Source organism: Caenimonas sedimenti (genome assembly GCF_007833165.1).
GTDB classification, from domain to species: Bacteria; Pseudomonadota; Gammaproteobacteria; order Burkholderiales; family Burkholderiaceae_C; genus Ramlibacter; species Ramlibacter sedimenti.
On the sequence record NZ_VOBQ01000011.1, the window covers coordinates 15,037 to 39,983 of the forward strand.

The 24,947-nt window shown below is 68.2% G+C and carries 23 protein-coding genes; 5 read left to right on the forward strand and 18 right to left on the reverse strand.

The window, feature by feature from the left end; all coding sequences use genetic code 11:
- Positions 1-40 precede the first annotated feature (40 nt).
- Entirely contained in the window at positions 41-601 is a 561-nt protein-coding gene (locus FN976_RS13395) for a hypothetical protein (RefSeq protein WP_145893546.1), read from the reverse strand.
- Positions 602-693: 92 nt separating this feature from the next.
- On the opposite strand from FN976_RS13395, the gene FN976_RS13400 reads away from it, so the two are divergent.
- From FN976_RS13400 to FN976_RS13410, 3 genes are read left to right on the forward strand one after another with little or no spacing between them, the layout of a single operon-like run.
- Positions 694-2,334 (forward strand): peptide chain release factor 3, encoded by a 1,641-nt coding sequence (locus FN976_RS13400; protein WP_145893547.1) that lies wholly within the window; start codon positions 694-696, stop codon positions 2,332-2,334.
- Between the two features lie 18 nt (positions 2,335-2,352).
- A complete protein-coding gene (locus FN976_RS13405) occupies positions 2,353-3,522 on the forward strand; it encodes a S41 family peptidase (protein ID WP_145893548.1) in 1,170 nt (389 codons plus the stop codon).
- Between the two features lie 17 nt (positions 3,523-3,539).
- Entirely contained in the window at positions 3,540-4,331 is a 792-nt protein-coding gene (locus tag FN976_RS13410) for an HAD-IIB family hydrolase (protein WP_145893549.1), read from the forward strand.
- Here the strand turns inward: FN976_RS13410 and FN976_RS13415 are convergent.
- From FN976_RS13415 to uvrA, 4 genes are all read right to left on the reverse strand, one after another.
- Complete coding sequence (locus tag FN976_RS13415) at positions 4,262-5,104, reverse strand: gamma-glutamyl-gamma-aminobutyrate hydrolase family protein (protein WP_186510880.1); 843 nt, start codon at positions 5,102-5,104, stop codon at positions 4,262-4,264. The genes FN976_RS13410 and FN976_RS13415 overlap by 70 nt on opposite strands.
- Positions 5,101-5,877, reverse strand: a complete 777-nt coding sequence (locus FN976_RS13420; RefSeq protein ID WP_145893551.1) for a gamma-glutamyl-gamma-aminobutyrate hydrolase family protein — start codon at positions 5,875-5,877, stop codon at positions 5,101-5,103. The genes FN976_RS13415 and FN976_RS13420 overlap by 4 nt, the downstream gene beginning before the upstream one ends.
- Positions 5,871-6,371 carry a hypothetical protein gene (locus tag FN976_RS13425; RefSeq protein WP_145893552.1) on the reverse strand — a complete coding sequence of 167 codons (501 nt, stop codon included), beginning with the start codon at positions 6,369-6,371 and terminating at the stop codon, positions 5,871-5,873. Before FN976_RS13425 ends, FN976_RS13420 begins: the two co-directional genes overlap by 7 nt.
- A 139-nt stretch (positions 6,372-6,510) precedes the next feature.
- The gene (uvrA, locus tag FN976_RS13430; protein WP_145893553.1) at positions 6,511-12,234 is read right to left on the reverse strand and encodes an excinuclease ABC subunit UvrA; all 5,724 of its coding nucleotides are present in this window, start codon (positions 12,232-12,234) and stop codon (positions 6,511-6,513) included.
- A gap of 160 nt (positions 12,235-12,394) precedes the next feature.
- Here uvrA and FN976_RS13435 point away from each other — a divergent pair, with 160 nt between their 5' ends.
- Entirely contained in the window at positions 12,395-12,718 is a 324-nt protein-coding gene (locus FN976_RS13435) for a hypothetical protein (RefSeq protein ID WP_145893554.1), read from the forward strand.
- Between the two features lie 6 nt (positions 12,719-12,724).
- On the opposite strand, the gene FN976_RS28880 is transcribed toward FN976_RS13435, so the two are convergent.
- Positions 12,725-12,889 (reverse strand): hypothetical protein, encoded by a 165-nt coding sequence (locus FN976_RS28880; protein ID WP_186510881.1) that lies wholly within the window; start codon positions 12,887-12,889, stop codon positions 12,725-12,727.
- 77 nt (positions 12,890-12,966) lie between these two features.
- Entirely contained in the window at positions 12,967-14,631 is a 1,665-nt protein-coding gene (locus tag FN976_RS13440; protein ID WP_145893555.1) for an MFS transporter, read from the reverse strand.
- A 363-nt stretch (positions 14,632-14,994) separates the two neighbouring features.
- Here FN976_RS13440 and FN976_RS13445 point away from each other — a divergent pair, with 363 nt between their 5' ends.
- Complete coding sequence (locus tag FN976_RS13445; protein ID WP_145893556.1) at positions 14,995-15,753, forward strand: transglutaminase-like domain-containing protein; 759 nt, start codon at positions 14,995-14,997, stop codon at positions 15,751-15,753.
- Positions 15,754-15,769: 16 nt separating this feature from the next.
- Here FN976_RS13445 and FN976_RS13450 read toward each other — a convergent pair whose 3' ends face one another.
- From FN976_RS13450 to FN976_RS13500, 11 genes are all read right to left on the reverse strand, one after another.
- Positions 15,770-16,408, reverse strand: coding sequence for a 2-hydroxychromene-2-carboxylate isomerase (locus FN976_RS13450; protein WP_145893557.1), 639 nt, complete (start codon positions 16,406-16,408; stop codon positions 15,770-15,772).
- Positions 16,405-16,629, reverse strand: coding sequence for a DUF1289 domain-containing protein (locus FN976_RS13455; RefSeq protein ID WP_255440410.1), 225 nt, complete (start codon positions 16,627-16,629; stop codon positions 16,405-16,407). Before FN976_RS13455 ends, FN976_RS13450 begins: the two co-directional genes overlap by 4 nt.
- Positions 16,626-17,126 carry a YbaK/EbsC family protein gene (locus FN976_RS13460; RefSeq protein WP_145893558.1) on the reverse strand — a complete coding sequence of 167 codons (501 nt, stop codon included), beginning with the start codon at positions 17,124-17,126 and terminating at the stop codon, positions 16,626-16,628. Before FN976_RS13460 ends, FN976_RS13455 begins: the two co-directional genes overlap by 4 nt.
- Positions 17,127-17,147: 21 nt before the next feature.
- Positions 17,148-17,582 (reverse strand): SRPBCC family protein, encoded by a 435-nt coding sequence (locus FN976_RS13465; RefSeq protein ID WP_145893559.1) that lies wholly within the window; start codon positions 17,580-17,582, stop codon positions 17,148-17,150.
- 24 nt (positions 17,583-17,606) lie between these two features.
- Entirely contained in the window at positions 17,607-18,434 is an 828-nt protein-coding gene (locus tag FN976_RS13470) for a helix-turn-helix domain-containing protein (RefSeq protein WP_145893560.1), read from the reverse strand.
- Positions 18,435-18,443: 9 nt separating this feature from the next.
- Positions 18,444-19,352, reverse strand: a complete 909-nt coding sequence (locus tag FN976_RS13475) for a hydroxymethylglutaryl-CoA lyase (protein WP_145893561.1) — start codon at positions 19,350-19,352, stop codon at positions 18,444-18,446.
- A gap of 4 nt (positions 19,353-19,356) precedes the next feature.
- Positions 19,357-20,277, reverse strand: coding sequence for a 2-hydroxyacid dehydrogenase (locus FN976_RS13480; RefSeq protein ID WP_145893562.1), 921 nt, complete (start codon positions 20,275-20,277; stop codon positions 19,357-19,359).
- Positions 20,278-20,370: 93 nt separating this feature from the next.
- Positions 20,371-22,359: an acetyl-CoA carboxylase biotin carboxylase subunit gene (locus FN976_RS13485; protein ID WP_145893563.1), complete on the reverse strand. Its 1,989-nt coding sequence runs from the start codon at positions 22,357-22,359 to the stop codon at positions 20,371-20,373.
- Between the two features lie 5 nt (positions 22,360-22,364).
- Positions 22,365-23,000: a DUF4126 domain-containing protein gene (locus FN976_RS13490; protein WP_145893564.1), complete on the reverse strand. Its 636-nt coding sequence runs from the start codon at positions 22,998-23,000 to the stop codon at positions 22,365-22,367.
- Positions 23,001-23,010: 10 nt separating this feature from the next.
- Positions 23,011-23,796 carry an enoyl-CoA hydratase/isomerase family protein gene (locus tag FN976_RS13495; protein ID WP_145893565.1) on the reverse strand — a complete coding sequence of 262 codons (786 nt, stop codon included), beginning with the start codon at positions 23,794-23,796 and terminating at the stop codon, positions 23,011-23,013.
- A gap of 10 nt (positions 23,797-23,806) precedes the next feature.
- Positions 23,807-24,946 (reverse strand): acyl-CoA dehydrogenase family protein, encoded by a 1,140-nt coding sequence (locus tag FN976_RS13500; protein ID WP_145893566.1) that lies wholly within the window; start codon positions 24,944-24,946, stop codon positions 23,807-23,809.
- Position 24,947 lies beyond the last annotated feature (1 nt).

Sequence of the window (24,947 nt, forward strand, 5' to 3'; positions counted from 1 at the left end):
CACGGTTTGCGGTGCGCCGTGGGTCGGCGGCGGCCTCCCCTTACCTGCAGATGCGTTCGACCTGCGCGGCCGTGACCCCGTTGGCGCGCATGCGCGCCATGAGCGGCTCCGTGCACAGCGAGGAAGCCGCCGGCTTGGCGGCGGGCGGGCAACCGTTGCGGATGTTGGCCAGGGCCTCCGGCAAGCCTTGCAGCCGCAGGGCCACCTGGCTGCGCTTTTCCTTGCTGGAGAACTCGACATTGAGCCGGCGGCTGGTCTGCAGCTTCTCGAACTGGTCGCCGCCGATCACGATGGCGCCGAGCTGCTGCTCGGCCTTGGTCGCGGCGCGTGAGGGCAGGGAAACCTCGTCGTTGAAACGCACGACGATCTGGCGCGGCTTGCCCGGCACCTTGAGGATGAGCTGGTCGGCGCCCAGCTGGACGTCGCGTTCGGACTTGTAGTAGCCCGTGCAGCCCACCGTGTCGGAGCGGGCCCGCGCCGAGCGCACCACGAACCAGTTGCCGCTTTTGAACACCACCTCGTTGGTGGCCAACTGCGGCTGCGCCCAGCCGGGGCACCAGGCGCCGGACAGGACAAGGAGGGCAGCGAGCCGGAGTTTCATGGCAGCCGCGATAATCCTATCTTTTCCACGCTGGCTCGACCATCCCCCCGCGCCCGGCGCGCGGGCCGAAGCCGGCGCCAGCCCCGCATTCCATGGCCACCCTCTCCCTCCTGGACGAAACGCGGCGCCGCCGCACCTTCGCCATCATTTCCCACCCGGACGCCGGCAAGACCACGCTGACCGAGAAGCTGCTGCTCTTCTCGGGTGCCATCCAGATCGCCGGCGCCGTGAAGGGCCGCAAGGCCTCGCGCCACGCCACTTCGGACTGGATGGAAATCGAGAAGCAGCGCGGCATTTCCGTGGCCTCGTCGGTGATGCAGATGTTGTATCGCGACCACGTGGTGAACCTGCTGGACACGCCGGGCCACAAGGATTTTTCCGAAGACACCTACCGGGTGCTGACCGCGGTGGATGCCGCGCTGATGGTGATCGATGCCGCGAACGGCGTCGAAGCGCAGACGCGCCGGCTGATCGAGGTGTGCCGGCAGCGCGACACGCCCATCCTGACCTTCGTCAACAAGATGGACCGCGAAGTGCGCGATCCGCTCGACATCCTGGACGAAGTCGAGCGCGAGCTGGGCATGCCCTGCGTGCCCATGACCTGGCCGGTCGGCAAGGGCAAGACCTTCGGCGGGATCATGAACCTGCGCCGGCAGGCCATGACCGTGTTCGAGTCCGGCAGCGAGCGCCGCCCGCAGGACTTCGACACGGTCCCGCTCACCGACACGGAGGCATTGCGCGGCCGCTTCGGCTCCGAGTACGAGGCCGCCGCCGAAAGCATGGAACTTGCAGCCGGCGCATCGCCGACCTGGGACCACGCCGCCTTTCTCGCGGCCAAGCAGACACCGGTGTTCTTCGGTTCCGCCGTCAACAACTTCGGCGTGATGGAGGTGCTGGACGCGCTGGTGGACCTCGCGCCCTCGCCGCAATCCCGCAAGAGCACGACGGTGGTGAACCGGCAGCCGGTGGAGCGCATCGTGGCGCCGGACGACCCGGCATTCTCGGGCGTTGTGTTCAAGGTGCAGGCCAACATGGACCCGTCGCACCGCGACCGCATCGCCTTCGTGCGCATGGCCTCCGGCAAGTACACGCCGGGCATGAAGCTGAAGGTGCAGCGCACCTCCAAGGAGCTGCGCCCGACGTCTGTGGTCACCTTCCTGTCGCAGCGGCGCGAGGCAGTGGACGAGGCGTATGCCGGCGACATCATCGGCTTCACCACGCACGGCGGCGTGCAGCTGGGCGACACCATCACCGACGGCAGCGTGAGCCTGCAGTACACGGGGCTGCCCTTCTTCGCGCCGGAACTCTTCATGGTCGTCGTGCTGAAGAATCCACTGCGTACCAAGCAGCTGCAGCAGGGCCTGGCCCAGCTGGGCGAGGAGGGCGCGATCCAGGTCTTCCGCCCGGAGATCGGCGGGCCGATGCTGCTGGGCGCGGTCGGCCAGCTGCAGTTCGAGGTGGTGCAGCACCGCCTGGGCGCCGAGTACGACTGCGACGTCCGCCTGGAAGGCTGTCCGTACACGGGCGCACGCTGGATCACGGCGGACACGCCGGCCGAGCTGAAGGCTTTCACCGACGCTTATCCGCAGCGGATGGCGCTGGACGCGGCCAACGCGCTGGCTTTCCTCTGCACCTCGCCTTATGACGTGCGGCTGGCGCAGGAGCGCTTTCCGAAGATCCACTTCCACCCCTTGCGCGAACATGCGGGGCTGGCGCTGCAGAATGCCGGCTGAACCCACGAAGTCCATACCATGAAGCAGTTCCCCCTCTGGCGTCCAGTGACCGCTGCCTTGGCTGCCGCCGCCATCCTGGCCGGCTGCGGCGGCGGTGGCGGCGACGCCCCCAGCCCGCCGCCCTCGTCCACCTTCGGCGCGTCGAGCAGCTTCGAAGGCATGTGCAGCCTGGCGGACCAGAAGAAGTTCGTCCGGAGCTACCTGGATGAAACCTACCTCTGGTACGGCGAGATCCCGTCGGTCAACGCGGCCGCCTTCAACAACATCCCGGACTACTTCGAGGCGCTGCTGGTCACCACGCCCGACGTCAACGGCCTGCCGAAGGACCGGTTCAGCGCCATCCTGCCCAGCTCCCAGGCCAGCCTGCCGCAGGGCCTGCTGAAGAACCACACCGACGCGGTCCCCGTCGTCAAGGTCGTGACCAGCCCGGCCGGGCGGCGTACCGGCTACATCCAGTTCAACGACCACGAGGAAGGGTCGCAGGACGACCTGATCACGGCTTTCCGCCAGATGCAGGACGCCCGGGTGGAAGACCTGGTGCTCGACCTGCGCTACAACAGCGGCGGCTTCCTTTACGTGGCGATCGCCGCTGCCTCGATGGTCACGGGCCCGGCCAGCGAGGGCCTGGTGTTCGAGCAGCTGCGCTACAACGACAAGCGCAGCGCGGAGACGGCGTCGAGCTTCCTCACGTTCTCCAACCGGGTGCAGTTCGCGGAAACCCAATACCCGCGCGACACCCTGCTGCCGCAGCTGAACCTGCCGCGGCTCTATGTGCTGAGCTCGAACCAGACCTGCTCATCGAGCGAATCGCTCGTCAACAGCCTGCGCGGCATCAATGTCGAGGTGATCCTGGTGGGCGGAACCACGTGCGGCAAGCCCTACGGCTTCCACCGCAAGGAAAACTGCGGCTTCGCCTACTTCCCGATCGAGTTCCAGGGCTTCAACGCCAAGGGCTTCGGTGACTACACCGCCGGCTTCAAGCCGACCTGCGCCGTCAACGACAACCCGGCCACGGCCGCCGGCAGTGCCGCCGATCCGTTGCTGACCACGGCGCTGCTGCACATCGACACAGGCCGCTGTCCAGCCGGAACGGCGTCGCAGTTGCTGCAGTCCGCCGCGCCGCAGGCGGCGTCCGCGGGCACCATGCGGCCGTCGTGGGCGGGGCGCCTGCTGCGCCCGGAGCGGTGAGCGTGGATGGGGGCGGCATGCGGCCGCTGCGCGAGTGGCCCGCGCAACAGCGGGCGGGCATCCGCGGTGTGCTCACCGACATCGACGACACGCTGACGACCGAGGGCGTGGTGACCGGCGACGCGCTGGCGGCGCTGGACGCGCTGGCGCAGGCTGGCGTGCAGGTGATCCCGATCACCGGCCGCCCGGTCGGCTGGAGCGAGCCGTTCGCGCTGCAATGGCCGGTGGCCGCGATCGTCGCCGAGAACGGCGCGGTCGCGCTCACACGCGCGCCATTGCCAGGCGCCTTGCGCAAGCTCCATGTGCAGGACGAGGAACTGCGCGCGGCGAATTTCGCGCGCATGCAGCAGGTCGCGCAGCGCATCCTCCGTGAAGTGCCCGGTACCGCCCTGGCCCGCGACAGCGCAGGCCGCGAGACCGACATCGCGATCGACCACAGCGAATACACGCACCTGCCGCCAGCATCGGTCGAGCGCGTGGTGGAGCTGATGCAGCTGGAAGGCATGAACGCCACCGTGAGCTCCATCCACATCAACGGCTGGTATGGCGACCACAACAAGCGCTCCGGGGCGCGGTGGGTGGTGCGGGAACTGCTGGGGCGCGAACTCGACCAGGAGATCGAGCAATGGGTTTACGTGGGCGACTCGACCAATGACGTGCTCATGTTCGAGCACTTCCCGCACAGCGTGGGGGTGGCCAACATCCGCCGGTTCGCCGACCAGCTGACGCATGCGCCGCGCTACATCAGCGACGGTGAGCGTGGCGCGGGCTTTGCCGAGGTGGCGGCGGCGATCCTTTCGGCGCGCTGAGCGCCGCCGCGCTGCGCCAGGCGGGCCCAGCACGCCTGCGCAAAGGTGTCCATGATGCGCCCGTAGGCCGGATGCCAGCGCCAGCCCCATTCCGGGTGGAACTGGAAGCCCCAGGCGAACAGGCTGGGGTCGTGCCAGCGGAACGCCTCCACCAGCCCGTCGTCGGCATGGGCCTCGGCCACCAAGCCGTGGCCCAGCACCTTCACGCCCTGCGAGTGCAGTGAGCTTGCCGGGAACCGCGACAGGCCGGTGAGGCGCTCCAGTTCCCCGCCGGGCGCGCAACTGACGTCGTGGCGCTCGGCGTATTGCTCGTCGAGCGATTCACCCTCTTCTTCCCAATGTTGCACGCCGCCAGCCCGTTGCCTGAGCGACTGGTGCAGGCTGCCGCCCATGCAGACGTTGAAGTCGTGCGAGCCGCGGCAGAAAGCGATGACCGGCACGCGATGGCGGATGGCCAGCCGGATCAGCGCTGGCGCCAGCCGGTCGCGCTCCGCGTCGTATTGCAGGTCCGGCGCGGCCGGCGCTTCCGCGAACAGGCGCGGATGGACGTTGGTGTCGGAACCGCCGAGCAGCACGCCGTCCACGTGCGCCAGCACGGCCTCCAGCCGTTCGTCCGGCACCCGCGGATAGCAGACAGGTTGCATCCCCATGTTCACCAGCGTGCGGGAACCGGCCTCATCCATCACCGTGTAGCACTGGGGGTTGCCGTCCGGATTGCCCAGCTCCCGATGGCTCGCGACCACCCAGACACAGGGCACCGGCACCGGGTTCATGACTGGCCCCGGGCCTCGCAATGGGCGCGACAGGCCTGGGCAAAGGCGCGCAGCGTGTTGTCGTAGAAGGGGTGCTGCTCGTGGCGCCATTCGGGGTGCCACTGCACGCCATAGGCGAAGGCGGTCGCGCTTTCCACGCGGACGCCCTCCACCAGGCCGTCCGGGGCGAGAGCTTCCGCGACCAGCCCGTTGCCGAGCCGGGCGATGCCCTGGCCATGCAGCGAATTCACGACGGCGCGCGTTCCCCCGGCCCAGCCCGCGAACGCACTGCCGGGCGTCAGGAGCACCTCATGGCGTTCGGCGAACTGGACGGCGAGGTCGGGGTCGTCGGGTTCCCGATGGTCCATCAGCCCGGGCTGCTCGTGCACCGTCTGGTGCAGGCTGCCGCCCAGGGCCACGTTCATCTCCTGGAGTCCCCGGCACACGCCGAAGAGCGGCACGCCCTGGCCCAGTGCGTCGCGGACGAGGCGCATGGTGAGGGCATCGCGCCGCGGATCCAGCAAGTCCGTCGGCAGGGCCGAAGCGCCGAAGTGCGCGGCATCGACGTTCGACGGCGAGCCGGTCAGCAAGACACCGTCCACCAGCGGCAGCAGGGCCTGGACGTCCTCCGCCGCCGCAAGCGGAAACAGGACCGGCTGGAGGCCGAGGGCCCTCACCGCCGCCGCGTAGCGGTCGGCGAGGACGGTGTAGCCGCCGGGGTCCGAGAGGTCGAGGTGCCGGTGACAGGCCGGCAGCCAGACCAGCGGCTTGACGCGGTCGCGCGCGATCAGCAGCCCTCGGGGCGATTGCCGCGCATCGGGATGCTGCCGGACAGGGTGATCGTCGCGCCCGTGCCCTGCGTGGAGGTCAGCGTCGCGCCGGTGTAGTCGATCTCGTTGTTGACCTTGTCGACGGCGGCCTGGGCGGTGCCCTGCAGGCGGAACTCGGTGCCGTTGATCGAGATGAACGTGACGCGCAGCTCGTTGGTGCCCGGGATGTAGCGGATGTCGCCGTCCATCAGGCGGCTGCTGCCGGTCTGCTGCAGGCCCGAGAAGCGGAAGCGGCAGGTTTCCGGATCGCCGCCGATGGGGTTGAACTTCTCGACGTCGTTGATCGAGACCGTGTTGCTCGAATACGTTCCGTTGAGGGCGGCCTCGGTGCCGGAGGCGACAGCGACCTGGGCGTTCAATGCGGACGGGAAGGGCTCGTTGTCGTCACCACCGCCGCAGGCGGACAGTGCGGCGGCAACCGCGACCAGGGCGAAAGAGCGGGCAGCAAATTTGTTCATTCGAGGCAACCTCAGGTGTTCATGGGGAGCGCCAGAGTACGAACAGTCGAGGCACGGGTTTGCGGGAACCCGGGCCTACCTCGTGTCAGACAAACCCACCGGTGGCTGTGGGTGGAAGCGCACGTCCGGCTGGGCTGCTTCAGCCGCGCGCCAGGACGGGGGCCAGCGCCACACCTGTGTGGGTGCCACGGGCCACCACGTCCTCCGGCGAGGCGGCTGCCACCACCTTGCCACCCGCCGTTCCGCCTTCCGGACCCAGGTCGATGACCCAGTCGGCTTCGGCGATCACGTCCAGGTCGTGCTCGATCACGACGACGCTGTGGCCGCCGTCCACCAGCCGGTGCAGCACGCGGATGAGTTTCTCGACATCGGACATGTGCAAGCCGACCGTGGGCTCGTCCAGCACGTAGAGGGTGTGTGGCGCCTTCTGGCCGCGCCGCGTCACGTCGTCGCGGACCTTGCTGAGCTCGGTCACCAGCTTGATGCGCTGGGCCTCGCCACCGGACAAGGTCGGCGATGGCTGCCCCAGGGTGAGGTATCCCAGGCCGACGTCGCGCAGCAACTGCAAGGGGTGGCTGATGTTGGGCATGGCCGAGAAGAACTCGACCGCCTCGTCCATCTCCATCTGCAGCACGTCGCCGATGTTCTTGCCGCGCCAGGTGACGGCGAGCGTCTCCGGGTTGAAACGCGCGCCACGGCAGGCTTCGCATGGCACTTTCACGTCGGGCAGGAAACTCATGGCGATGGTGCGCACGCCCTGGCCCTCGCACAGCGCGCAACGGCCCTCCCCGGTGTTGAAGGAGAAGCGGCCGGGCCCGTAACCGCGCGCGCGCGCCTCCAGCGTGTCGGCGAACAGTTTGCGGATGGTGTCCCAGAAGCCGATGTAGGTGGCGGGGCAGGAGCGCGGCGTCTTGCCAATGGGCGTCTGGTCGACTTCCAGCACGCGATCCACGGTCTGGTAGCCGTCCAGCGATTTGCAGCCCACCAGCGCGGGGCGCTTGCCGCGCTCGTCGGCATCGCGGCCGGCCTTGGTGGTGCGCTGCTGCACGATGGCCTGCACGTTCTGCAGCAAGACGTCGCGCGCCAGCGTCGACTTGCCGGAACCGGACACACCGGTGACGACCACGAGGCGCTGCAGCGGAACGTTGACGTCGATGTCGTCGAGGTTGTGCAGGTCCGCGCCCCGCAGCTCCAGGCTGGGGATCTTGCGCGGCACGGCACGGCGCGCCTGCACCGGGTGCCGCATCGCATGCAGCAGGTAGCGGCCAGTCACGGATTCGCCGTCCGCCGAGATGTCCGCGGCCTGGCCCTCCGCCACGACCCGGCCGCCGCGCTTGCCCGCGCCGGGGCCGATGTCGATGATGTGGTCCGCGCGGCGGATGGTGTCCTCGTCGTGTTCCACCACCACCAGCGTGTTGCCCTTGTCGCCCAGCTTGTGCAGCGCGTTCAGCAGGATCTGGTTGTCGCGTGCATGCAGGCCGATGGTGGGCTCGTCGAGCACGTAGCACACGCCCTGCAGGTTGGAGCCCAGTTGCGCGGCCAGGCGGATGCGCTGGGCCTCGCCGCCGGAGAGCGTGGGCGCGCCGCGGTCGAGGGTGAGGTACCCCAGGCCGACCTCCTCCAGGAACTCCAGCCGCGACTTGATCTCGGGGATCAGGTCGCGGGCGATGCCCTGCTCGCGCACGGACAGGACATCCGCCACCTGCAGGCTTTCGACCCAGCGCCGCACGTCTTTCACCGACAGCGAGGCGATGTCCGCAATCCCGGTCTTGTCGAAGCGCACCGCGCGCGCCTGGATGTTCAAGCGCGTGCCGTGGCAGGTCGAGCAGGCCTCGTCGGCCACGCCTTCCACTTCGGGCTCGGCGAAGGTCTGCTCGCGGCCCTTGTCCTCGGCCGCCACCAGCGTGTCGTCGAAAGCCTTGCGCTGGTCGCGGGTGAGGCGGACGCCGGTGCCCACGCAATCGGGACACCAGCCGTGCTTGCTGTTGTACGAGAACAGGCGCGGATCGAGCTCGGGATAGCTGGTCGCGCAGACCGGGCAGGCGCGCAGCGTGGAGAAGACTTCGATCTTGCCGATGCCGTCGTGCTTGCCTGAATGGAAGGCCGCCTTGAGGCCGTCGAGCGGCGCCAGCACGTGCAGGATGCCCTTGCCGTGCTCGAGGGCCGTCGCCAGCTTGGCACGCAGCAGTTCCTCGTTGGCCGGCGTGACGTCCAGGTCGCACACCGGCAGTTCGATCGTGTGCTCCTTGAAGCGGTCGATGCGCGGAAAGCCGGTGGTGGGCAGGAAGTTGCCGTCCACGCGCAGGTGCGTATAGCCACGCGGCCGCGCCCAGTCGGCCAGCTCGGTGTAGACGCCCTTGCGGTTCAGCACCAGCGGCGCCAGCAGGCCGATGTGCTGGCCGCGATAGCGCTTCATGATCTGCGCGACGATGCTGTCGGGTGTCTGTGGCCGGACTTCGGCGCCCTCGTTCACGCAGTGCTGCACGCCCAGCTTGACGTACAGCAGGCGCAGGAAGTGCCAGACCTCGGTGGTGGTACCCACGGTGGACTTGCGCCCGCCGCGCGAGAGCCGCTGCTCGATCGCCACCGTGGGCGGGATTCCGTACACCGCGTCGACTTCCGGCCGGCCGGCCGGCTGCACGATGCTGCGCGCGTACGCGTTGAGCGATTCCAGGTAGCGCCGCTGCCCTTCGTTGAACAGGATGTCGAAGGCCAGCGTCGATTTGCCCGAGCCGGACACGCCGGTGATCACGCTGAACTTGCCGTGCGGAATGTCGACGGTGAGGTTCTTGAGGTTGTGCTCCTTGGCGTTGACGATCTGGATGGCGTTCACGCGCAAATTGGGGTCAGATTCCGATTTCGGCGTCGGTTCGTGCGCCAGCAGATGCGTGCCCAGGGTCGCGTCATAGTCCCGCAGCGCCTTGGCGGTGTGCGAGGTCGGATGCTGCTTCACATCCTCCGGCGGGCCTTCGGCGACCAACAGGCCGCCCTCGTCACCACCTTCAGGGCCCAGGTCCACCAGCCAGTCGGCCGCGCGGATCACGTCGAGGTTGTGCTCGATGACGATCAGCGAATGTCCCGCCTCCAGCAGCTTGCGCAGCGCGCGCATCAGCTTGGCGATGTCGTCGAAGTGCAGGCCCGTGGTGGGCTCGTCGAACAGGAACAGCGTGCCCTTGGTCGCCTTGGCCTGGCGGCTCGAAGTCGCGTCGCGCGCGGCTTGCGCCAGGAACCCCGCGAGCTTGAGGCGCTGCGATTCGCCGCCGGACAGCGTGGGCACGGGCTGCCCCAGCTTCACGTATTCCAGGCCGACATCCACGATCGGCTGCAGCGCACGGATGACGTCACGGTCATTGGCGAACAGTGCCGCGGCTTCGCTGACCGTGAGGTCCAGCACATCGGCCACGTTCATCCGGCGTGGGTGGAGGGCGCCGATCGGCTGCCGGTCGATCGTCACTTCGAGGATCTCCGGCCGGTAGCGCTTGCCGTCGCAATCGGGGCAGCGCAGGTAGACGTCGGAGAGGAACTGCATCTCGACGTGCTCGTAGCCCGAGCCGCCGCAGGTGGGGCAACGGCCGTCGCCCGAGTTGAAGCTGAACTTGGACCCCGTGTAGCCGCGCTGCCGCGCCAGCGGCGCCGTCGCGAAGATCTCGCGCAGCGAATCCCAGGCGCCCACGTAGCTCACGGGATTGGAGCGCGCCGTCTTGCCGATGGGCGACTGGTTCACGAACACGACGTCGCTCAGGTGGTCGGCGCCCAGCAGCCGGTCGTGCGCACCCGCCGACTCCGTCGCGCGGCCGAAGTAGCGCAGCAGCGCCGGCGCCAGGATGTCCTGGATCAGGCTGGACTTGCCCGAGCCGGAGACGCCGGTCACGCACACCAGGCGCTGCAGCGGGAACTCGATCGACACATCGCGCAGGTTGTGCTCGCGCGCGCCTTCCAGCACCAGCCGCGGCGTCGCGTCGGTCACGGCGCGCTTGAAGCCCATGCCCACGTGCTTGCGCGCGCCCAGGTAGGCGCCGGTCAGCGTGTCGGCATGGCGCAGGTCATTCGTGGTGCCGTCGAAGACGATCTGGCCGCCGCGCTCGCCCGGGCCCGGGCCCATGTCGATGATGCGGTCGGCGGCCATCATCACCGCCGGATCGTGCTCCACCACCACCAACGTGTTGCCGGCGTCACGCAGCCGCTGCATGGCCTGGGTGATGCGGTGCATGTCGCGCGGATGCAGGCCGATGCTGGGTTCGTCCAGCACGAACAGCGTGTTCACCAGCGAGGTGCCGAGCGCCGTGGTCAGGTTGATCCGCTGCACCTCGCCGCCTGACAGCGTGCGGCTCTGGCGATCCAGCGTCAGGTAGCCGATGCCGACGTCCGACAGGTACTTGAGGCGGGTGTGGATCTCCTCGAACAGCATCTTCAGCGCCTGCAGGTCGCCGGTGCCGGCATGCGCCTCGGCCTCCGGCTCCACCTGCGCGAAGAACTTGCGCAGCCGCGCGATCGGCATGAGCATCAGGTCGTGCAGGCTCAGGCCGGGCAGGGCTTCGAGCTGTTCGCGCGACCATTGCACGCCGGCGGGCATGAAGCGCTTCTCCGGCGGCAAGCCGACGTCGGCGTCTTGCTTGCTGCCGAGGCGCCACAACAGCGGTTCATGCTTCAGCCGCGCGCCCTTGCAGGTTTCGCAGGGCGTGTAGCTGCGGTACTTGGACAGCAGCACGCGGATGTGCATCTTGTACGCCTTGCTCTCCAGGTACTGGAAGAAGCGCTTGATGCCGTACCACTGCTTGTTCCACTGGCCCTCCTTGTAGCCGGGCGTGCCGTTGATCACCCAGCCCTGCTGCTCGGGCGTGAGCTTGTACCAGGGCGTGTCGCGCGGGACGCCGGCCGCTTCGGCGTGCCGCATCATGTCGTCCTGCGATTCGGACCAGGCGGGCGTGGAGAAGATCTTGATCGCGCCGGCGCGCAACGTGAGCTTGTCGTTGGGGATGACCAGGTTGTAGTCGACGCCGATCACCCGGCCGAAGCCGCGGCAGACCTCGCAGGCCCCCACCGGCGAGTTGAACGAGAACATCGACGGGACCGGATCCGCATAGCGGATGTCGCTGTCGGGGCAATGCAGGCCGGTGGAGAACTTCCAGGTCAAATAATTGGAATCTGACCCCAATTCTTGGGCGTAGACGGTGAGCCGTCCCGCGCCGCGCTTCAAGGCCACTTCGATGGCTTCGATCGCCCGGATCTTCTCCGTGCCCTGGATGCGGAAGCGGTCGGCCACGACGTCCAGCACCTTGCGCGGACCCGTGGGCGTGGCCACCTCGCGCTCGGCATGGACGCGCGTGAAGCCGCTGGCCGCCAGCCACTGCTCGACTTCCTCGGGCGTCGTCCCCCCCGGCAATTCCACCGGGAACGTCACCACCAGGCGCGGATCGCCCTCTTTCGTCCGCGCCATCAACTGCTCGTAGATCGTCTCGGGCGAGTCGTGCCGCACCGGCAGCGCCGTCTGCTTGTCGAACAACTGGGCGGCTCGCGCGAACAACAGCTTCAGGTGGTCGTTCAGCTCCGTCATCGTCCCGACGGTCGAGCGCGAGGAGCGCACCGGATTGGTCTGGTCGATGGCAATGGCGGGCGGCACGCCTTCCACGCGGTCGACTGCCGGCTTGTCCATGCGGTCGAGGAACTGCCGCGCATAGGCGGAGAACGTCTCGACGTAGCGGCGCTGGCCCTCCGCGTAGAGCGTGTCGAACACCAGGCTGGACTTGCCGGAGCCGCTGGGCCCCGTGACCACCGTCAGCTCCCCGGTGCGCAGGTCGAGATCGAGGTTCTTGAGGTTGTGCTGTCTGGCGCCGCGGATGCGGATGGAACCCTGCTGGGACATGGAGGACTTCGGAAGAGGAGGCCCGACATTCTAGGGACGCGGCCCTGCCAGCTTCTGTCATGGGGGATTGGCAGACGTCCTACCGCCCGAGTGGGTGAATTCCTACACATCCGTGCGCCAGTCGGCGCCTAGATTGGGCGACCCTCCCGCCAAACCGACCATGGCCGCCTGGACCCAATGGCTTTCGAGCCAGCTTGACCTGCCGCACATCTCCTCTCCACCCGCCGGTGTGGAGACCGTGCGGCAACAGGTGCTGTCCATCCTGGACGACTGCGAGGGCGTGGAATGCGACCGCTTGCGCTGGCGGCTGCACACGGCCGAATGCGCGCAGGATCTCTGGATGCTGCGCGGTCCCATCTTCCAGGTGGTGGCCAGCCAGCATTGCCAGTCGCTCGCCACCGACCGCCTCAACGAGCTGGCACCGGCCTTCCAGGAAATCCTGCCGCGCACGATGGTCGCACGGGTCAGGAATTCCTGGGCCTGAAACCCTTTAGTGCTTGACCGCGGAAGCGGCGCCGGATGCAGCGGCCGCCGGCGCATGCACGGCATCGGCCCCATGCTTCTCGCCGCCCATGTCGATCTGGTCGCCACCCTTGAAGATGACGAACAGGGCGAGGGCGGCAAAAGCGATGAAGCCGACGGCAATCTTCCACATGGCAATGTCTCCTGGAGGCTGTTGAGTTCTGGCCAAAGCGCCCTGGCGGGCCAGGGCGCTTCAGTCAGACTTCGGCATCAATCCTTGGCATAGATGTCGACGTCCTTGGTTTCCTTGATGAACAGCGTGCCGATCACGAACGTGGCGGCGGCGATGATGATCGGGTACCAGAGGCCGTTGTACATGTTACCGGTCTGCGCCACGATGGCGAAGGCCGTGGTGGGCAGCAGGCCGCCGAACCAGCCGTTGCCGATGTGGTACGGCAGGCTCATCGAGGTGTAGCGGATGCGCGTGGGGAACATCTCCACCAGCATGGCGGCGATCGGGCCGTAGACCATGGTCACCAGGAGCACCAGGTAGCTGAGGATGACGACGATCATGAACTTGTCCATCTTGGCCGGGTCCGCCTTGGCCGGATAGCCGGCAGCCTTCAGCGCATCCGCCACGCCCTTCTTGAAGGCTGCGTCCTGCTTCTTCGCCTCGTCAGCCGGCAGGCCCTTGCTGCTGTAGCCCGGGATCACGGTCTCGCCCACCTTGATGGAGGCGGCGGTGCCGGGGGCGGCAACGGCATTCTCGTAGCTCACGGAGGCACCGGCCAGCACCTGCTTGGCGATGTCGCAGGAGCTGGTGAACTTCACGGTGCCGGTCGGGTTGAACTGGAACGAGCACTCGTTGGGGTCGGCCGTGACGACGACCTTGTTCTTCTGCTGGGCGGCGTGCAGGTCCGGGTTGGCGGCCTTGGTCAGCGCCTCGAACACCGGGAAGTACGTCAGCGCGGCCAGCAGGCAGCCCGCCATGATGATCGGCTTGCGGCCGATCTTGTCGGAGAGCGAGCCGAAGACGATGAAGAAAGGCGTGCCGATCAGGAGCGAAATGGCGACCAGGATGTTGGCGGTGGAAGCGTCGACCTTGAGCGCCTGCGTCAGGAAGAACAGCGCGTAGAACTGGCCCGAATACCACACCACGGCCTGGCCGGCGGTGAGGCCGATCAGCGCCAGGATCACGATCTTCAGGTTCTTCCACTGGCCGAACGATTCGGTCAGCGGCGCCTTGGACGTCTTGCCCTCGGCCTTCATCTTCTGGAAGGCCGGCGACTCGTTCATCGACAGGCGGATCCACACCGAGATGGCCAGCAGGAAGATGGACACCAGGAACGGAATGCGCCAGCCCCAGTCACCGAAGGCCGCTTCGCCGATCAGCGTGCGCGTGCCCAGGATGACCATCAGGGACAGGAACAGGCCCAGGGTGGCCGTGGTCTGGATCCAGGCCGTGTAGGCCCCGCGCTTGCCGTGCGGCGAGTGCTCCGCCACATAGGTGGCCGCGCCGCCGTATTCACCGCCGAGCGCCAGGCCCTGCAGCAGGCGCAACGCGATCAGGATGACCGGCGCCGCGACGCCGATGCTGGCGTAGGTGGGCAGGATGCCGACGATGAAGGTCGACAGGCCCATGATCAGGATGGTGACCAGGAAGGTGTACTTGCGCCCGATCATGTCGCCCAGGCGGCCGAAGAAGATGGCGCCGAACGGCCGCACGATGAAGCCGGCCGCGAACGCCAGCAGCGCGAAGATGAACGCCGAGCCGGCATCGAGGCCGGAGAAGAACTGCTTCGCGATGATCGCGGCGAGCGAGCCGTAGAGGTAAAAGTCGTACCACTCGAACACGGTGCCTAGCGACGAGGCGAAGATGACCTTCTTTTCCTCGGGCGTCATGGGCCGGTTCTCGGCCACTGCTGCGGATGCCATGTGTTGTCTCCTCGAAGGGGTTGATCGCATCCGGGACTGGATGCTGGCAACCTGGATTCTTGGAGATGGCTCTGACCCCCCTCTGACGCGAAACCAACATGTTCTTGCGCGAAGCCAACGGGGCCTTGCATGAAACTGAACGCGCTCTGACGGATTAGGGTGAAACCCAGGGCTGTCGTTTCACGATGGAAGATGAGGGCGATCTGTAACGCCAACGCACGGTCTGTGACGAGAAGAGCAGGCGCGTGAACACATGTCACTCCGCCTTCCGTTGGCGACCGTTCGGCGCCCTTTCATCGGCGCGCGATGTCCTCCCGTGACACAAACGGATGACACTTCGCGGCCGAACAAGGAGCAGCAAGATTGAACACGAAGAGCAAGGCGGCGCCCGAGCCGCGTGAGTGGTTGGGGCCCAGCGACCTCATGGACTTCAGCGATCTTGCGCTGAGCGCCATGGCGCGATCGATCGCCACTGGCAAGAAGGAGCGCGAACGGGCCCTCGCGGCCCATGCGAAGGTGCGCGCCATGCCGCTGGCCTTTCGCCACCAGGCGAAGCCCGCGACCGCCAGCGCCGTGCTGCGCCGGCGGGAGGGCGACGCCGTGGACAAAGCCACCCTGCTGGTGGCATTGCTGCGCCTGGGCGACATCCCCGCGCGACTGCTGTTCGCGGAGCCGCCGGCCGAGGCGCTCCGCGGGCTGCCCGTGGACGTTTGCTGCGGGCCCCGGCCGATGGTCGAGGCCTGCATCGAGGGCGAATGGCTGCGGACGGACACCTTCATCTTCGACGAACGCTACGTCCGCGCCGCGCATCACCGGTTGCACCACAAGCACCGCGACGCGGGCTATGGCGTCACCCTGTCCGGCGCCATCCACTGGGATGGAACGCGAAGTGTTTCCGTGCTGGGCCCTGACTATGCGGGGGCCGACCCCGACCAGCACCGCTACAACGACGCCGCGGAATTCGCGCGGTCGCTGGGCCTCTTCCAGCGCGTTCGGTACCTGGGCCACTGGGCCCTGTGGACCGGCCAGCGCGCGTTGCTTTCGCGTGCGCTGCACGGGCTGCGGTCGCGGCAGCCCGCCGCGCGCCCCCGGTCCGGCGGGCGTTCCTCCATTCCCGCATAGCGGCGAGAGGACCGCCTTATCCGCCGCGCTTGATGCCCGCCGGCACCTGCGCGGCGGCGTCCCAGCCAGGCCCGAACCAGCCATCGCCCTCGAGGTACGCACGCAGCATCGCCAGCGCATCGAAGCCCCAGAACAACTTGCCGTCCACCGCGCAGGTGGGAACACCGAAGAGCCCGTCCGCGATGGCCTGCTCGGTGTTGCCCTTCAGCTCCGCCTTCACCGCGTCGCTGCCCGGGTCGCGCTGCGGCACCAGGGCTTGTTGCAGTTCCTGCAGGCGTCCCGCGTCCGCGGCCTCGGCGCCACCGCGCCAGACGTGGCGAAAGATCGTCTCGCACACATAACGGTTCGCGAGCCCGTTCTCGCCGCAGGCCACGGCGAGTCGCAACAACGCCAGCGGATGGAAGGGATGCGACGCCGGCATCTCCAGTGGGATGCCGTGGGCATGCGCGAGCCACAGCACCTGCCGGTAGGTCCAGTCGCGCTTCGGCGCGATCTCGGCGGGGCCGAGCTGGCCATGGTGCTTGAGCAGGCCCGCGAACAGCACCGGCCGGTAGTCCACATGGTAGCTCAGGCCCTTCAGCGCTTCGGGGAGCTTCTCGAAAGCCAGATAGGCGTAGGGCGAGATGAAGTCAAGGTAGAAGGTGATGTGCTTCATGCGGCGGCCTCCGCGCGTCGTTCGATGGCGCGCCAGATGTCGCGCTTGCGCAAGTCGTCGAGCGTGCTCCACGCGGCGATTTCGTCCAGCGTGCGGAAACAGCCCTGGCAGATTTCGCTCACCGGGTCGATGCGGCAGATGGAGATGCAGGGCGACGGCACCGGGGCGGCGGATTCCACGGTGCGCGCCCGCTCGAGCACCAGCTCCTTGGCCGTGATCACGCCGGCACCTGCACCACGTCGGCCACCGGCGCACCGGTCAGCGTCTCCAGGTCCTGCGGCCGCAGCTTGAAGACCCCGTGCGGGTGCCCAGCCGCTGCCCAGATTTCTTCGAAGCGGAACAGCTCGCGATCGATCAGCGTCACCGGCGGCTGAGCATGGGCGAGCGGCGAAACGCCACCGATGGTGAAGCCGGTTTTCGCCTTGACGAACTCGGCATCCGCGCGGCCGGTCTTGCCGACGATGGCATCGACCTTCTTCTCATCGACGCGACGGTCGCCGGACGTGATGACCAGCACGGCCGCGTCGTCCGACTTGCGGCGGAAGATGATGCTCTTGGCAATCTGGCCGACCTGGATGCCAAGCGCATCCGCCGCCTGCTGCGCGGTGCGCGCGGCGTCGTCGAGCATCACGGGGGTGTGGGGATGGCCCTTGTCTTGCAGGGCACGGGCGACGCGCTGCACGCCGTCGGGGAGGGAGCTGAGTTCGGAGCCGCACATCCGGACATCGTATCGCCTCCGTCAGCGCCCTGCTCCCCCCTGCTCCACGTGGGCTTTCAGGGACACCAGGGTGGCCGGCAAGCCGGCGCGCACATCCCTGCCCACTGTCCGGTCCAACCAGCCCGCCAGCCAGCCATGGAAGCTGGCACTGTGCGTGACCTGCACACCGCCGGCCGCCGGGACCAGCTCGTGGCCGAACCGCATGCGGCTGCCCAGCACCGGGCATTCGACCGTGAAGCTGCGGCCCGGGGTCGCCTCCGCCACGTGCATGGCCACCTTCAGTCCCTTGCGCGGCCTCAGCCAGCCGCGTGCACCCGCCTGCAATGACCCGTCGAGGCCGGCCGCGCGGGTGTCGGGGTCCCATCGCGGCCAGCCCGGCACATCGGCATAGACCTCGTACACGGCCTCGGGCGAGGCCGAGATGTGGATGGAGAAGGCAATGGGTGGCGGCTGCATGCCCGCAGCGTAGGGCGCGGGGCCTCAGGCGGCTTGGAAATTTCCGACAGCCGCGGCCCGGCCGAAAAAGCGGGGCGCGAGTTCGCTGGCGCCCAGGCGCAAGGCCTGATGCGCCACCGCCCGCATGGGCGGCGTGCCGGCCAGAAGCCGATAGTCGCGCGCCAGGTGGGCCTGGTCGCTGAAGCCCGCATCGATCGCATGCTCGGCCCAGGGTTGCCTTGTCGCGCCGGCCTGGCCCCGCACGCTCGCATGCAGGCGCGCCAGCCGCGCCAGCAGCTTGGGCGACACGCCCAGTTCGTCGCGGCAAGCGCGCTGCCAGGATCGCTCGCCCCAGCCTTCGGGCGCGACGACCCGGCCGCCTTCCAGCGATCCCCAGTTCGCGAGGGCGGAGGCGAACCGATTGGCGCAGGCCTTCGGCTGGCGCGCAGCGCGCAACAGTCCCGCCGCCCAGGCCAGGGCCCGCGCCGCGACCAGGGCGTCGTCGTGCGCGCCTGCCATCCAGTCTTCGATGTCGGGGCGCCTGGCCAGCTCCGCCGGCAAGGCCTGCCCGGCGAACAGCCGCGCCGGCTCGCCACTCAGGCGCGGCAGGATGCTGGCCCGGCAAAGCACCGTCGCGACGATCGTGTCCGCACCCACGTGCAGCACGCGCGCCTGGGCGGCGCTGCCTTCACCGGCGAACCCTCCCGCGCCGAGACTTCGGCCCTCGGCCGAGGACACGAAGCCGCGCAGCACGATCGTGAAGAGCGCCGCCGCATGCGCAGGCACGGGCACCGCCTGCGCCTCCGCCGTGCGCAGCATGACCACCCCCAGCACCTCGGGCGCGAGAGCCGCCGGGGCCGGGTAGAACCGCATGGCCGTGCCTCAGCCCGCCCGCTTGTTCAACAACGCGGTCGCCGCCCGCGAATTCGGCTTGCGCCCCAGGAAGTCGCTGATGTACTTCCCCGCGTCGATCAGCTTGTCGAGATCGATGCCGGTTTCGATCCCCATGCCATGCAGCATGTAGACCACGTCCTCCGTCGCCACATTCCCCGTCGCACCCTTGGCATAAGGGCAACCGCCCAGGCCGGCCACCGAGGAGTCGTATTGCCAAACGCCCATCTCCAGCGTGGCCAACGTATTCGGCAATGCCTGTCCATAGGTGTCGTGGAAGTGCCCGGAGACGTCGTCCAGCTCGTAGTGCTTCAGCGCCGCTTCCATCGCCGCCTGCACCTTGCGCGGCGTGCCGACGCCGATGGTGTCGGCCACGCCGACGTGCTGCACGCCGATCTGCTTCATCAGTTTCGCGACCAGCTCCACGCGCTCCGGCGCCACATCGCCTTCGTACGGGCAGCCGACCGCGGTGGAGATCGCGCCGCGCACATAGATGCCCTTGGCGCGCGCCGCCTCGACCACCGGCGCGAAACGCTCGATGCTCTCCGCGATCGAGCAATTGATGTTGCGCTGGCTGAAAGCCTCGCTGGCCGCGCCGAACACCACGATCTCGTCCGGCTTCGACGCGACGGACGCTTCGAAGCCCTTCATGTTGGGTGTCAACACCGAATAGCGCACGCCAGGCTTGCGCTGGATGCCGGCCATCACCTGCGTGTTGTCGGCCATCTGGGGCACCCACTTGGGCGACACGAAGCTGGTGACCTCGATCTCCTTCAGCCCGGCGTCCTGCAGGCGGTGCACCAGGCCGATCTTCACGGCCGCGGGCACTTCGCCCTTCTCGTTCTGCAGGCCGTCGCGGGGGCCCACGTCGACCAGCTTGACTCTGGATGGGAGTTTCATCGGACTAGTATCCTCGTTGCAGATCCACCACGCCGGCGACGGGGTCGCCGCGCTCCATCGCCTGGATCTTGCCGGCGATCTGGGCGACGGTCTCGTCGCGCAAGGTGCGCGCCGAAGTGTGCGGCGTGATGGTGATCTTGGGATGCCGCCAGAATGCGTGCTCCGCCGGCAACGGCTCGGTCTGGAACACGTCCAGCGTCGCGCCGGCCAGCTGGCCGCTGTCCAGCAACGGAATCAGGTCTTCCTCCACCAGGTGGCCGCCGCGCGCGACATTGATCAGGTAGCCGCCGGGTTTCAGCCGCGACAGGTTGTCGCGGTTCAGGATGCCACGCGTCTCGGGCGTGAGGGGCAGCAGGCAGACCAGGAAGCGGGAACCGGCGAGGAAGTCGTTCCAGCCGGCGGCGCCTGAAAAGCACTGGACGCCGCCGATCTTCTTGGGCGAGCGGCTCCAGCCGAGCACCGGGAACTCGAACTGGCCGATGGCCTGTGCCACGCGCTCGCCCAGCACGCCCAGGCCCATGATGCCCACCGGGTATTCGCTGCGGATGCGCGGCTTGCGGAACGACCACTTGCCTTGCGACACGTCGTCCGCATAGACGTCGAGTTCCCGGAAGTGACGGATGACCGCGTGGCACACGAACTCCGCCATCTGCACCGACATGCCGGCGTCGTCCAGCCGCACCAGCGTCGCGCCTGCGGGCAGCTTCAGCTTGAGCAGCGCGTCCACCCCGGCCCCGATGTTGAAGATGCCGCGAACGCCCGCCTGCTCGTCCAGCAACTGTTGCGGCGGCGCCCAGACGACCAGGTGATCGGCAGGAGGTGCGCCGGGTTGCCACGCGGAAACGTCCGCCTCGGGCAATGCGGATTTCAGGGCGTCGACCCAGGGCGCGGGCTTGGTGTCGGCGGAGTGGAAGTAGATGCGCATTGGAAGTCGGCCGTCATCCCAGCGAAGGCTGGGATCCAGGGGCCTTGTGTATTTTCCTCGATGCCCTGGATCCCAGCCTGCGCTGGGATGACTTCAAGTGATCTTCAGCAGCTCCGCGCCCTCCGCCACCTGGTCCCCCGGCGCATACATCAGCTCCACCACCGTGCCATCGGCCGGTGCGGCGATGGTGTGCTCCATCTTCATCGCTTCCATCACCGCCAGTGCCTGGCCCTTGGTCACCGCGTCGCCGGCCTTCACCGCGAACGAGACCACCTTGCCCGGCATCGGCGCCGTCAGGCGGCCGCCCTCTGCCGCTTGGTCACCGGCGTGCGCCAGCAGGTCGATGGAGACGATCTGCGTGGCCCCGGCCGGCGTGAAGACGTGGTCGGTTTCGCCCTGCGTGTACACGGTGGCGCTGGCGCGCTGCGCCCCGTACGTGAGCGTGATGGTGCCGCCCTCGGCGCGGAACGACAAGGGCGCGGCCACCCCGTTGACCGCCAGCACTTGCGCGCCGTCATGCAAGGTGGTGAGTTCGGCCTTGGTGTGGGCGCCATGGAAGTCGAACTCGAACCGGCGCTTGGCGACACCATGCGAGAGCCAGCCGTCGCGCCGGCTGAACGGGTCCGCGCCGCTCAACGCCTGCTCGTCGAGCAAGGTCTTCGCCACGGCCGCGGCCGCGGCCAGCGTGAGCCCGACCGGCTCCTGGTTGAACAGCACGGCAGCCTCGCGCGGGATCAGCGCCGTGTCCAGGTTCGCCTGGGCGAATGACGGACTCTTCAGCACGTAACGGAGGAACTGCACGTTGGTGTGCAGGCCCACGATGTGCGTGGCGGCCAGTGCGTCGTCGAGCCGTGCCAACGCCTGCTCCCGCGATTCGCCATGCACGATGAGCTTGGCGATCATCGAATCGTAGTAGGGCGAAATCGCATCGCCCTCACGCACGCCGTCGTCCACCCGCACCATGCCGCGTTCAAACGCGGTGGCCGGCGGTTTGCGATAGACCTGCAGCGTGCCGGTGGCGGGCAGGAAGTTGTTGTCGGGGTTCTCGGCGCAGATGCGCGCTTCGATCGCATGCCCGTGGATGCGCAGTTGCTCCTGCGCCAGCGGCAAGGGCTCACCCGCTGCCACCCGCAGCTGCCACTCCACCAGGTCCAGCCCGGTGATGGCCTCGGTGACCGGATGCTCCACCTGCAGCCGCGTGTTCATCTCCATGAAGAAGAAGTCCATGGCACCGCCGCCGCGTTGCTCCACGATGAATTCGACCGTGCCCGCGCCGACGTAGTGCACCGCCCGAGCCGCGGCCACCGCCGCCCTGCCCATCTCGCGCCGCATGCCCTCCGGCATCCAGGGCGCCGGCGCTTCCTCCAGCACTTTCTGGTGGCGCCGCTGCACGGAGCAGTCCCGCTCGAACAGGTACACATAGTTGCCGTGCGTGTCGCCGAACACCTGGATCTCGATGTGGCGCGGCCGGGTCACGTATTTCTCGATCAGCACGGCGTCGTCGCCGAAGCTGTTGCGCGCCTCGCGCTGGCACGAAGCCAGCGCCGCCGCGAAGTCTTCGGGCTTTTCCACCACCCGCATGCCCTTGCCGCCGCCGCCCGCGCTGGCCTTGATCAGCACCGGGTAGCCGATGCGTTCGGCTTCGCGTTGCAGCAGTGCCGGGAACTGGTCGGCCTCGTGATAGCCCGGCACCAGCGGCACACCCGCCTTTTCCATCAGCTGCTTGGACTCCGCCTTCAGGCCCATGGCCTGGATGGCGGAAGGGGGCGGGCCGATGAAGACCAGCCCCTGCGCGGCGCAGGCGGAAGCGAAGTTTTCGTTCTCGCTCAGGAACCCATAGCCGGGGTGGATGGCTTCGGCCCCCGTGGCCTTGGCCGCCTCGATGATGCGCTCCCAGCGCAGGTAGCTTTCCTTGGGCGCACTGCCGCCGATGTGCACGGCCTCGTCGCAGGCGGCCACGTGCTTGGCGTTCGCGTCGGCGTCGGAAAACACGGCGACGGTCCGCACGCCCATGCGGCTGGCGGTCGCCGCCACCCGGCATGCGATCTCGCCGCGGTTGGCAATCAGGATCTTCTTGAACATGGGGTCTAGGTTTGTTGCGGCGCGCGGCGGCCGGCCAGGAAAGCCCGCAGGCCGCGGCCCACCGTCTGCAGGAACTTGAACAGCACCACCAGCGCCACGATGGCGCAGACAATGGAAACGAACAGCACGGCGGCGAAGATGAGCGGGTGCGTGGCGGCGAGCAACAGCATGAACACCGCCAGCCCGTCCTCGACCAGCGACACGCCGATGTTGGAGAACGGCTCGGGCGAGGTGTTGACGGCGGCCCGCGTCGTCATCTTGGTGGCGTGGCTGGTCGCGGCCAGCGTCCCGCCCAGGATGGCGGCAATCCAGGCCGCGGCCGGGCCTTCCGCACCCAGCGCGCCGAAGGCCAGCGCGGCGCCGGCCGGAATGCGGATCAGCGTGTGCACGGTGTCCCACAGCGAATCGACCAGCGGGATCTTGTCGGCGAAGAACTCGATGAAGCACATGAAGCCGCTGGCCGCCAGCACGCCGGGGTGCTGCAGCACCTGCAGGGCCGGAGGCAGTTCCATCCAGCCGAGGTAGCCAACCGCCCCGGCCAGGAAAACCGCTGCATAGAGCCGGATGCCGCTGACCCAGCCGAGCGCGGCGGCGAGCGCCAGCAGTTGCGGGGCGTCGATGAGGTGGCTGAGGGCTTCCATGGGACTTGGACTACTCGGGGAGCAACCAGTTCGGCTTGCGCTTCGCCAGGAAGGACTGCACGCCCTCCCGCCCTTCGGCCGAGGCGCGGATGTCGGCGATGGTCTCGACCGTCATCTTGACCACCCCCGGCGCCAGCGGCTGGTCCGCAACCTCCCGCACCAGCTTCTTGGTGATTCGCACGGCGGCCGGGCCGGCATTCACCAGCGCGGCGGCGATCTCCGCGACCTTCGCATCCAGCGCGTCCCCCGCCGCCACCTCATGGATGAAGCCGATCCGGTGCGCCTCGGCGGCGCTGAACCGTTCAGCCGTGAGGAACCAGCGGTGCGCCGCGCGGGCGCCCATGGCGCGGATGACATAGGGACTGATGGTCGCCGGCGTGAGGCCGAGACGCGTCTCGCTCAGGCAGAACGAGGCGCTTTCCACGGCCACGGCGATGTCGCATGCGGCGACCAGGCCGGTGCCGCCCGCATAGACATCGCCGTGGATTCGCGCGATGGTCGGCTTCGGGCATTCGTGGATGGTGCGGAGCATCTCGGCCAAGCCGGCGGCATCGGCCAGGTTCTCCTCGCGCGTGTAGTCCGCCATGCGCTTCATCCAGTTCAGGTCCGCACCCGCGCAGAACGCGGTGCCGGCCGCGGCCAACACGATGCAGCGCACCTCCTCGCGCTCCCCCAGCCCGGCAAAGGCCGCGGTCAATTCGGCGATGACCTCCTCGTTGAAGGCATTGCGGACTTCCGGCCGGTTCAAGGTCACGGTCGCGACGGCGCCGTGGAATTCGAGCAGCAGATTCTTCACCCGTGTCCCTTCAATAGCGCTTGGCCACTTCTTCCAGCATCACCTCGGTGGCACCACCGCCGATGGCCAGCACCCGCGCGTCGCGCCACAGGCGCTCGATGGCCGTCTCGCGGATGAAGCCCATGCCGCCGTGGAACTGCTGGCAGGTCTGCACCACCTCGTTGACGAGTTCGCCCGTCAGCGCCTTCAGCATCGACACGTCCTGCACGATGTCATGCCCCTGCGTGACGCGCCAGGCGCAGTGGTACATGAACTGGCGCGCGGCGCGCGTCTTGGCGTCGAGCATCGAGAGACGCTGGCGGATGGTCTGCTGCTCCCACAGGACGCCGCCGAAGGCCTGCCGCTGCCGCACATAGTCCAGCGTGTGCTTCAGCGCCTGCTGGCAGTGGCCGACGGCCATCGCCGCCAGGGCGATGCGCTCCGTCTGGAAGTTCTGCATGACCGAGTAGAAGCCCTTGCCCTCCTCGCCCAGCAGGTTGGCGGCTGGGATGCGCACGTTGTCGAAGACGAGCTCGGCGGTGTCGGACGAGAGCCAGCCGGTCTTCTTGAGCGCACGGCCGACCGTGAAGCCGGGCGTGCCCTTCTCCACGATGAACATCGAGACCTCGCGTTTGCCCGGCCCGGTCTTCGCCGCCACGAAGTACAGGTCCGCATGGACGCCATTGGTGATGAACATCTTGGTGCCGTTCAACACCCAGTGGTCGCCAGCCCGCTTCGCGCTGGTCCGGATGCCGGCCACGTCCGAGCCGGCGCCCGGCTCGGTGATGCCGACGGCGGTAATCAGCTCACCCGTGGTCACCTTGCGCAGGTACTTGTCCTTCTGCGCCGCGCTGCCGGCATGGTGGAGGTGCGGCCCGGCCATGTCGGTATGGACCAGCACGGTGATGATGAAGCCGGCGAAGGTCGATTGCGACAGGGCTTCGGCGAACACCAGGTTGGTCATCGCGTCGGCCCCGGCACCGCCATATTCAGGCTCGAACATCAATCCCAGCAGGCCGGCCGCACCCAGGCGGCGCAGCACCTCGCGCGGGACCATGCCCTGCTCTTCCCAGGCGGCGCCGTGCGGCTCGACCTCCTTCGCGATGAAGCGCGCGACCTGGTCGCGCAGCAGCTCGTGATCGGGCGAGTCGTAGATGGAAACGTTGGACATC

Coding starts and splice junctions, on each gene's coding strand:
- FN976_RS13425 (WP_145893552.1), bottom strand. CDS start 6,371: ATGAACAAATTTGCTGCCCGCTCTTTCGCCCTGGTCGCGGTTGCCGCC.
- FN976_RS13405 (WP_145893548.1), top strand. CDS start 2,353: ATGAAGCAGTTCCCCCTCTGGCGTCCAGTGACCGCTGCCTTGGCTGCC.
- FN976_RS13415 (WP_186510880.1), bottom strand. CDS start 5,104: ATGAACCCGGTGCCGGTGCCCTGTGTCTGGGTGGTCGCGAGCCATCGG.
- FN976_RS13500 (WP_145893566.1), bottom strand. CDS start 24,946: ATGTCCAACGTTTCCATCTACGACTCGCCCGATCACGAGCTGCTGCGC.
- FN976_RS13490 (WP_145893564.1), bottom strand. CDS start 23,000: ATGGAAGCCCTCAGCCACCTCATCGACGCCCCGCAACTGCTGGCGCTC.
- FN976_RS13395 (WP_145893546.1), bottom strand. CDS start 601: ATGAAACTCCGGCTCGCTGCCCTCCTTGTCCTGTCCGGCGCCTGGTGC.
- FN976_RS13485 (WP_145893563.1), bottom strand. CDS start 22,359: ATGTTCAAGAAGATCCTGATTGCCAACCGCGGCGAGATCGCATGCCGG.
- FN976_RS13475 (WP_145893561.1), bottom strand. CDS start 19,352: ATGAAACTCCCATCCAGAGTCAAGCTGGTCGACGTGGGCCCCCGCGAC.
- FN976_RS13410 (WP_145893549.1), top strand. CDS start 3,540: ATGCGGCCGCTGCGCGAGTGGCCCGCGCAACAGCGGGCGGGCATCCGC.
- FN976_RS13400 (WP_145893547.1), top strand. CDS start 694: ATGGCCACCCTCTCCCTCCTGGACGAAACGCGGCGCCGCCGCACCTTC.
- FN976_RS13440 (WP_145893555.1), bottom strand. CDS start 14,631: ATGGCATCCGCAGCAGTGGCCGAGAACCGGCCCATGACGCCCGAGGAA.
- FN976_RS13435 (WP_145893554.1), top strand. CDS start 12,395: ATGGCCGCCTGGACCCAATGGCTTTCGAGCCAGCTTGACCTGCCGCAC.
- FN976_RS13465 (WP_145893559.1), bottom strand. CDS start 17,582: ATGCAGCCGCCACCCATTGCCTTCTCCATCCACATCTCGGCCTCGCCC.
- uvrA (WP_145893553.1), bottom strand. CDS start 12,234: ATGTCCCAGCAGGGTTCCATCCGCATCCGCGGCGCCAGACAGCACAAC.
- FN976_RS28880 (WP_186510881.1), bottom strand. CDS start 12,889: ATGTGGAAGATTGCCGTCGGCTTCATCGCTTTTGCCGCCCTCGCCCTG.
- FN976_RS13460 (WP_145893558.1), bottom strand. CDS start 17,126: ATGTGCGGCTCCGAACTCAGCTCCCTCCCCGACGGCGTGCAGCGCGTC.
- FN976_RS13470 (WP_145893560.1), bottom strand. CDS start 18,434: ATGCGGTTCTACCCGGCCCCGGCGGCTCTCGCGCCCGAGGTGCTGGGG.
- FN976_RS13450 (WP_145893557.1), bottom strand. CDS start 16,408: ATGAAGCACATCACCTTCTACCTTGACTTCATCTCGCCCTACGCCTAT.
- FN976_RS13480 (WP_145893562.1), bottom strand. CDS start 20,277: ATGCGCATCTACTTCCACTCCGCCGACACCAAGCCCGCGCCCTGGGTC.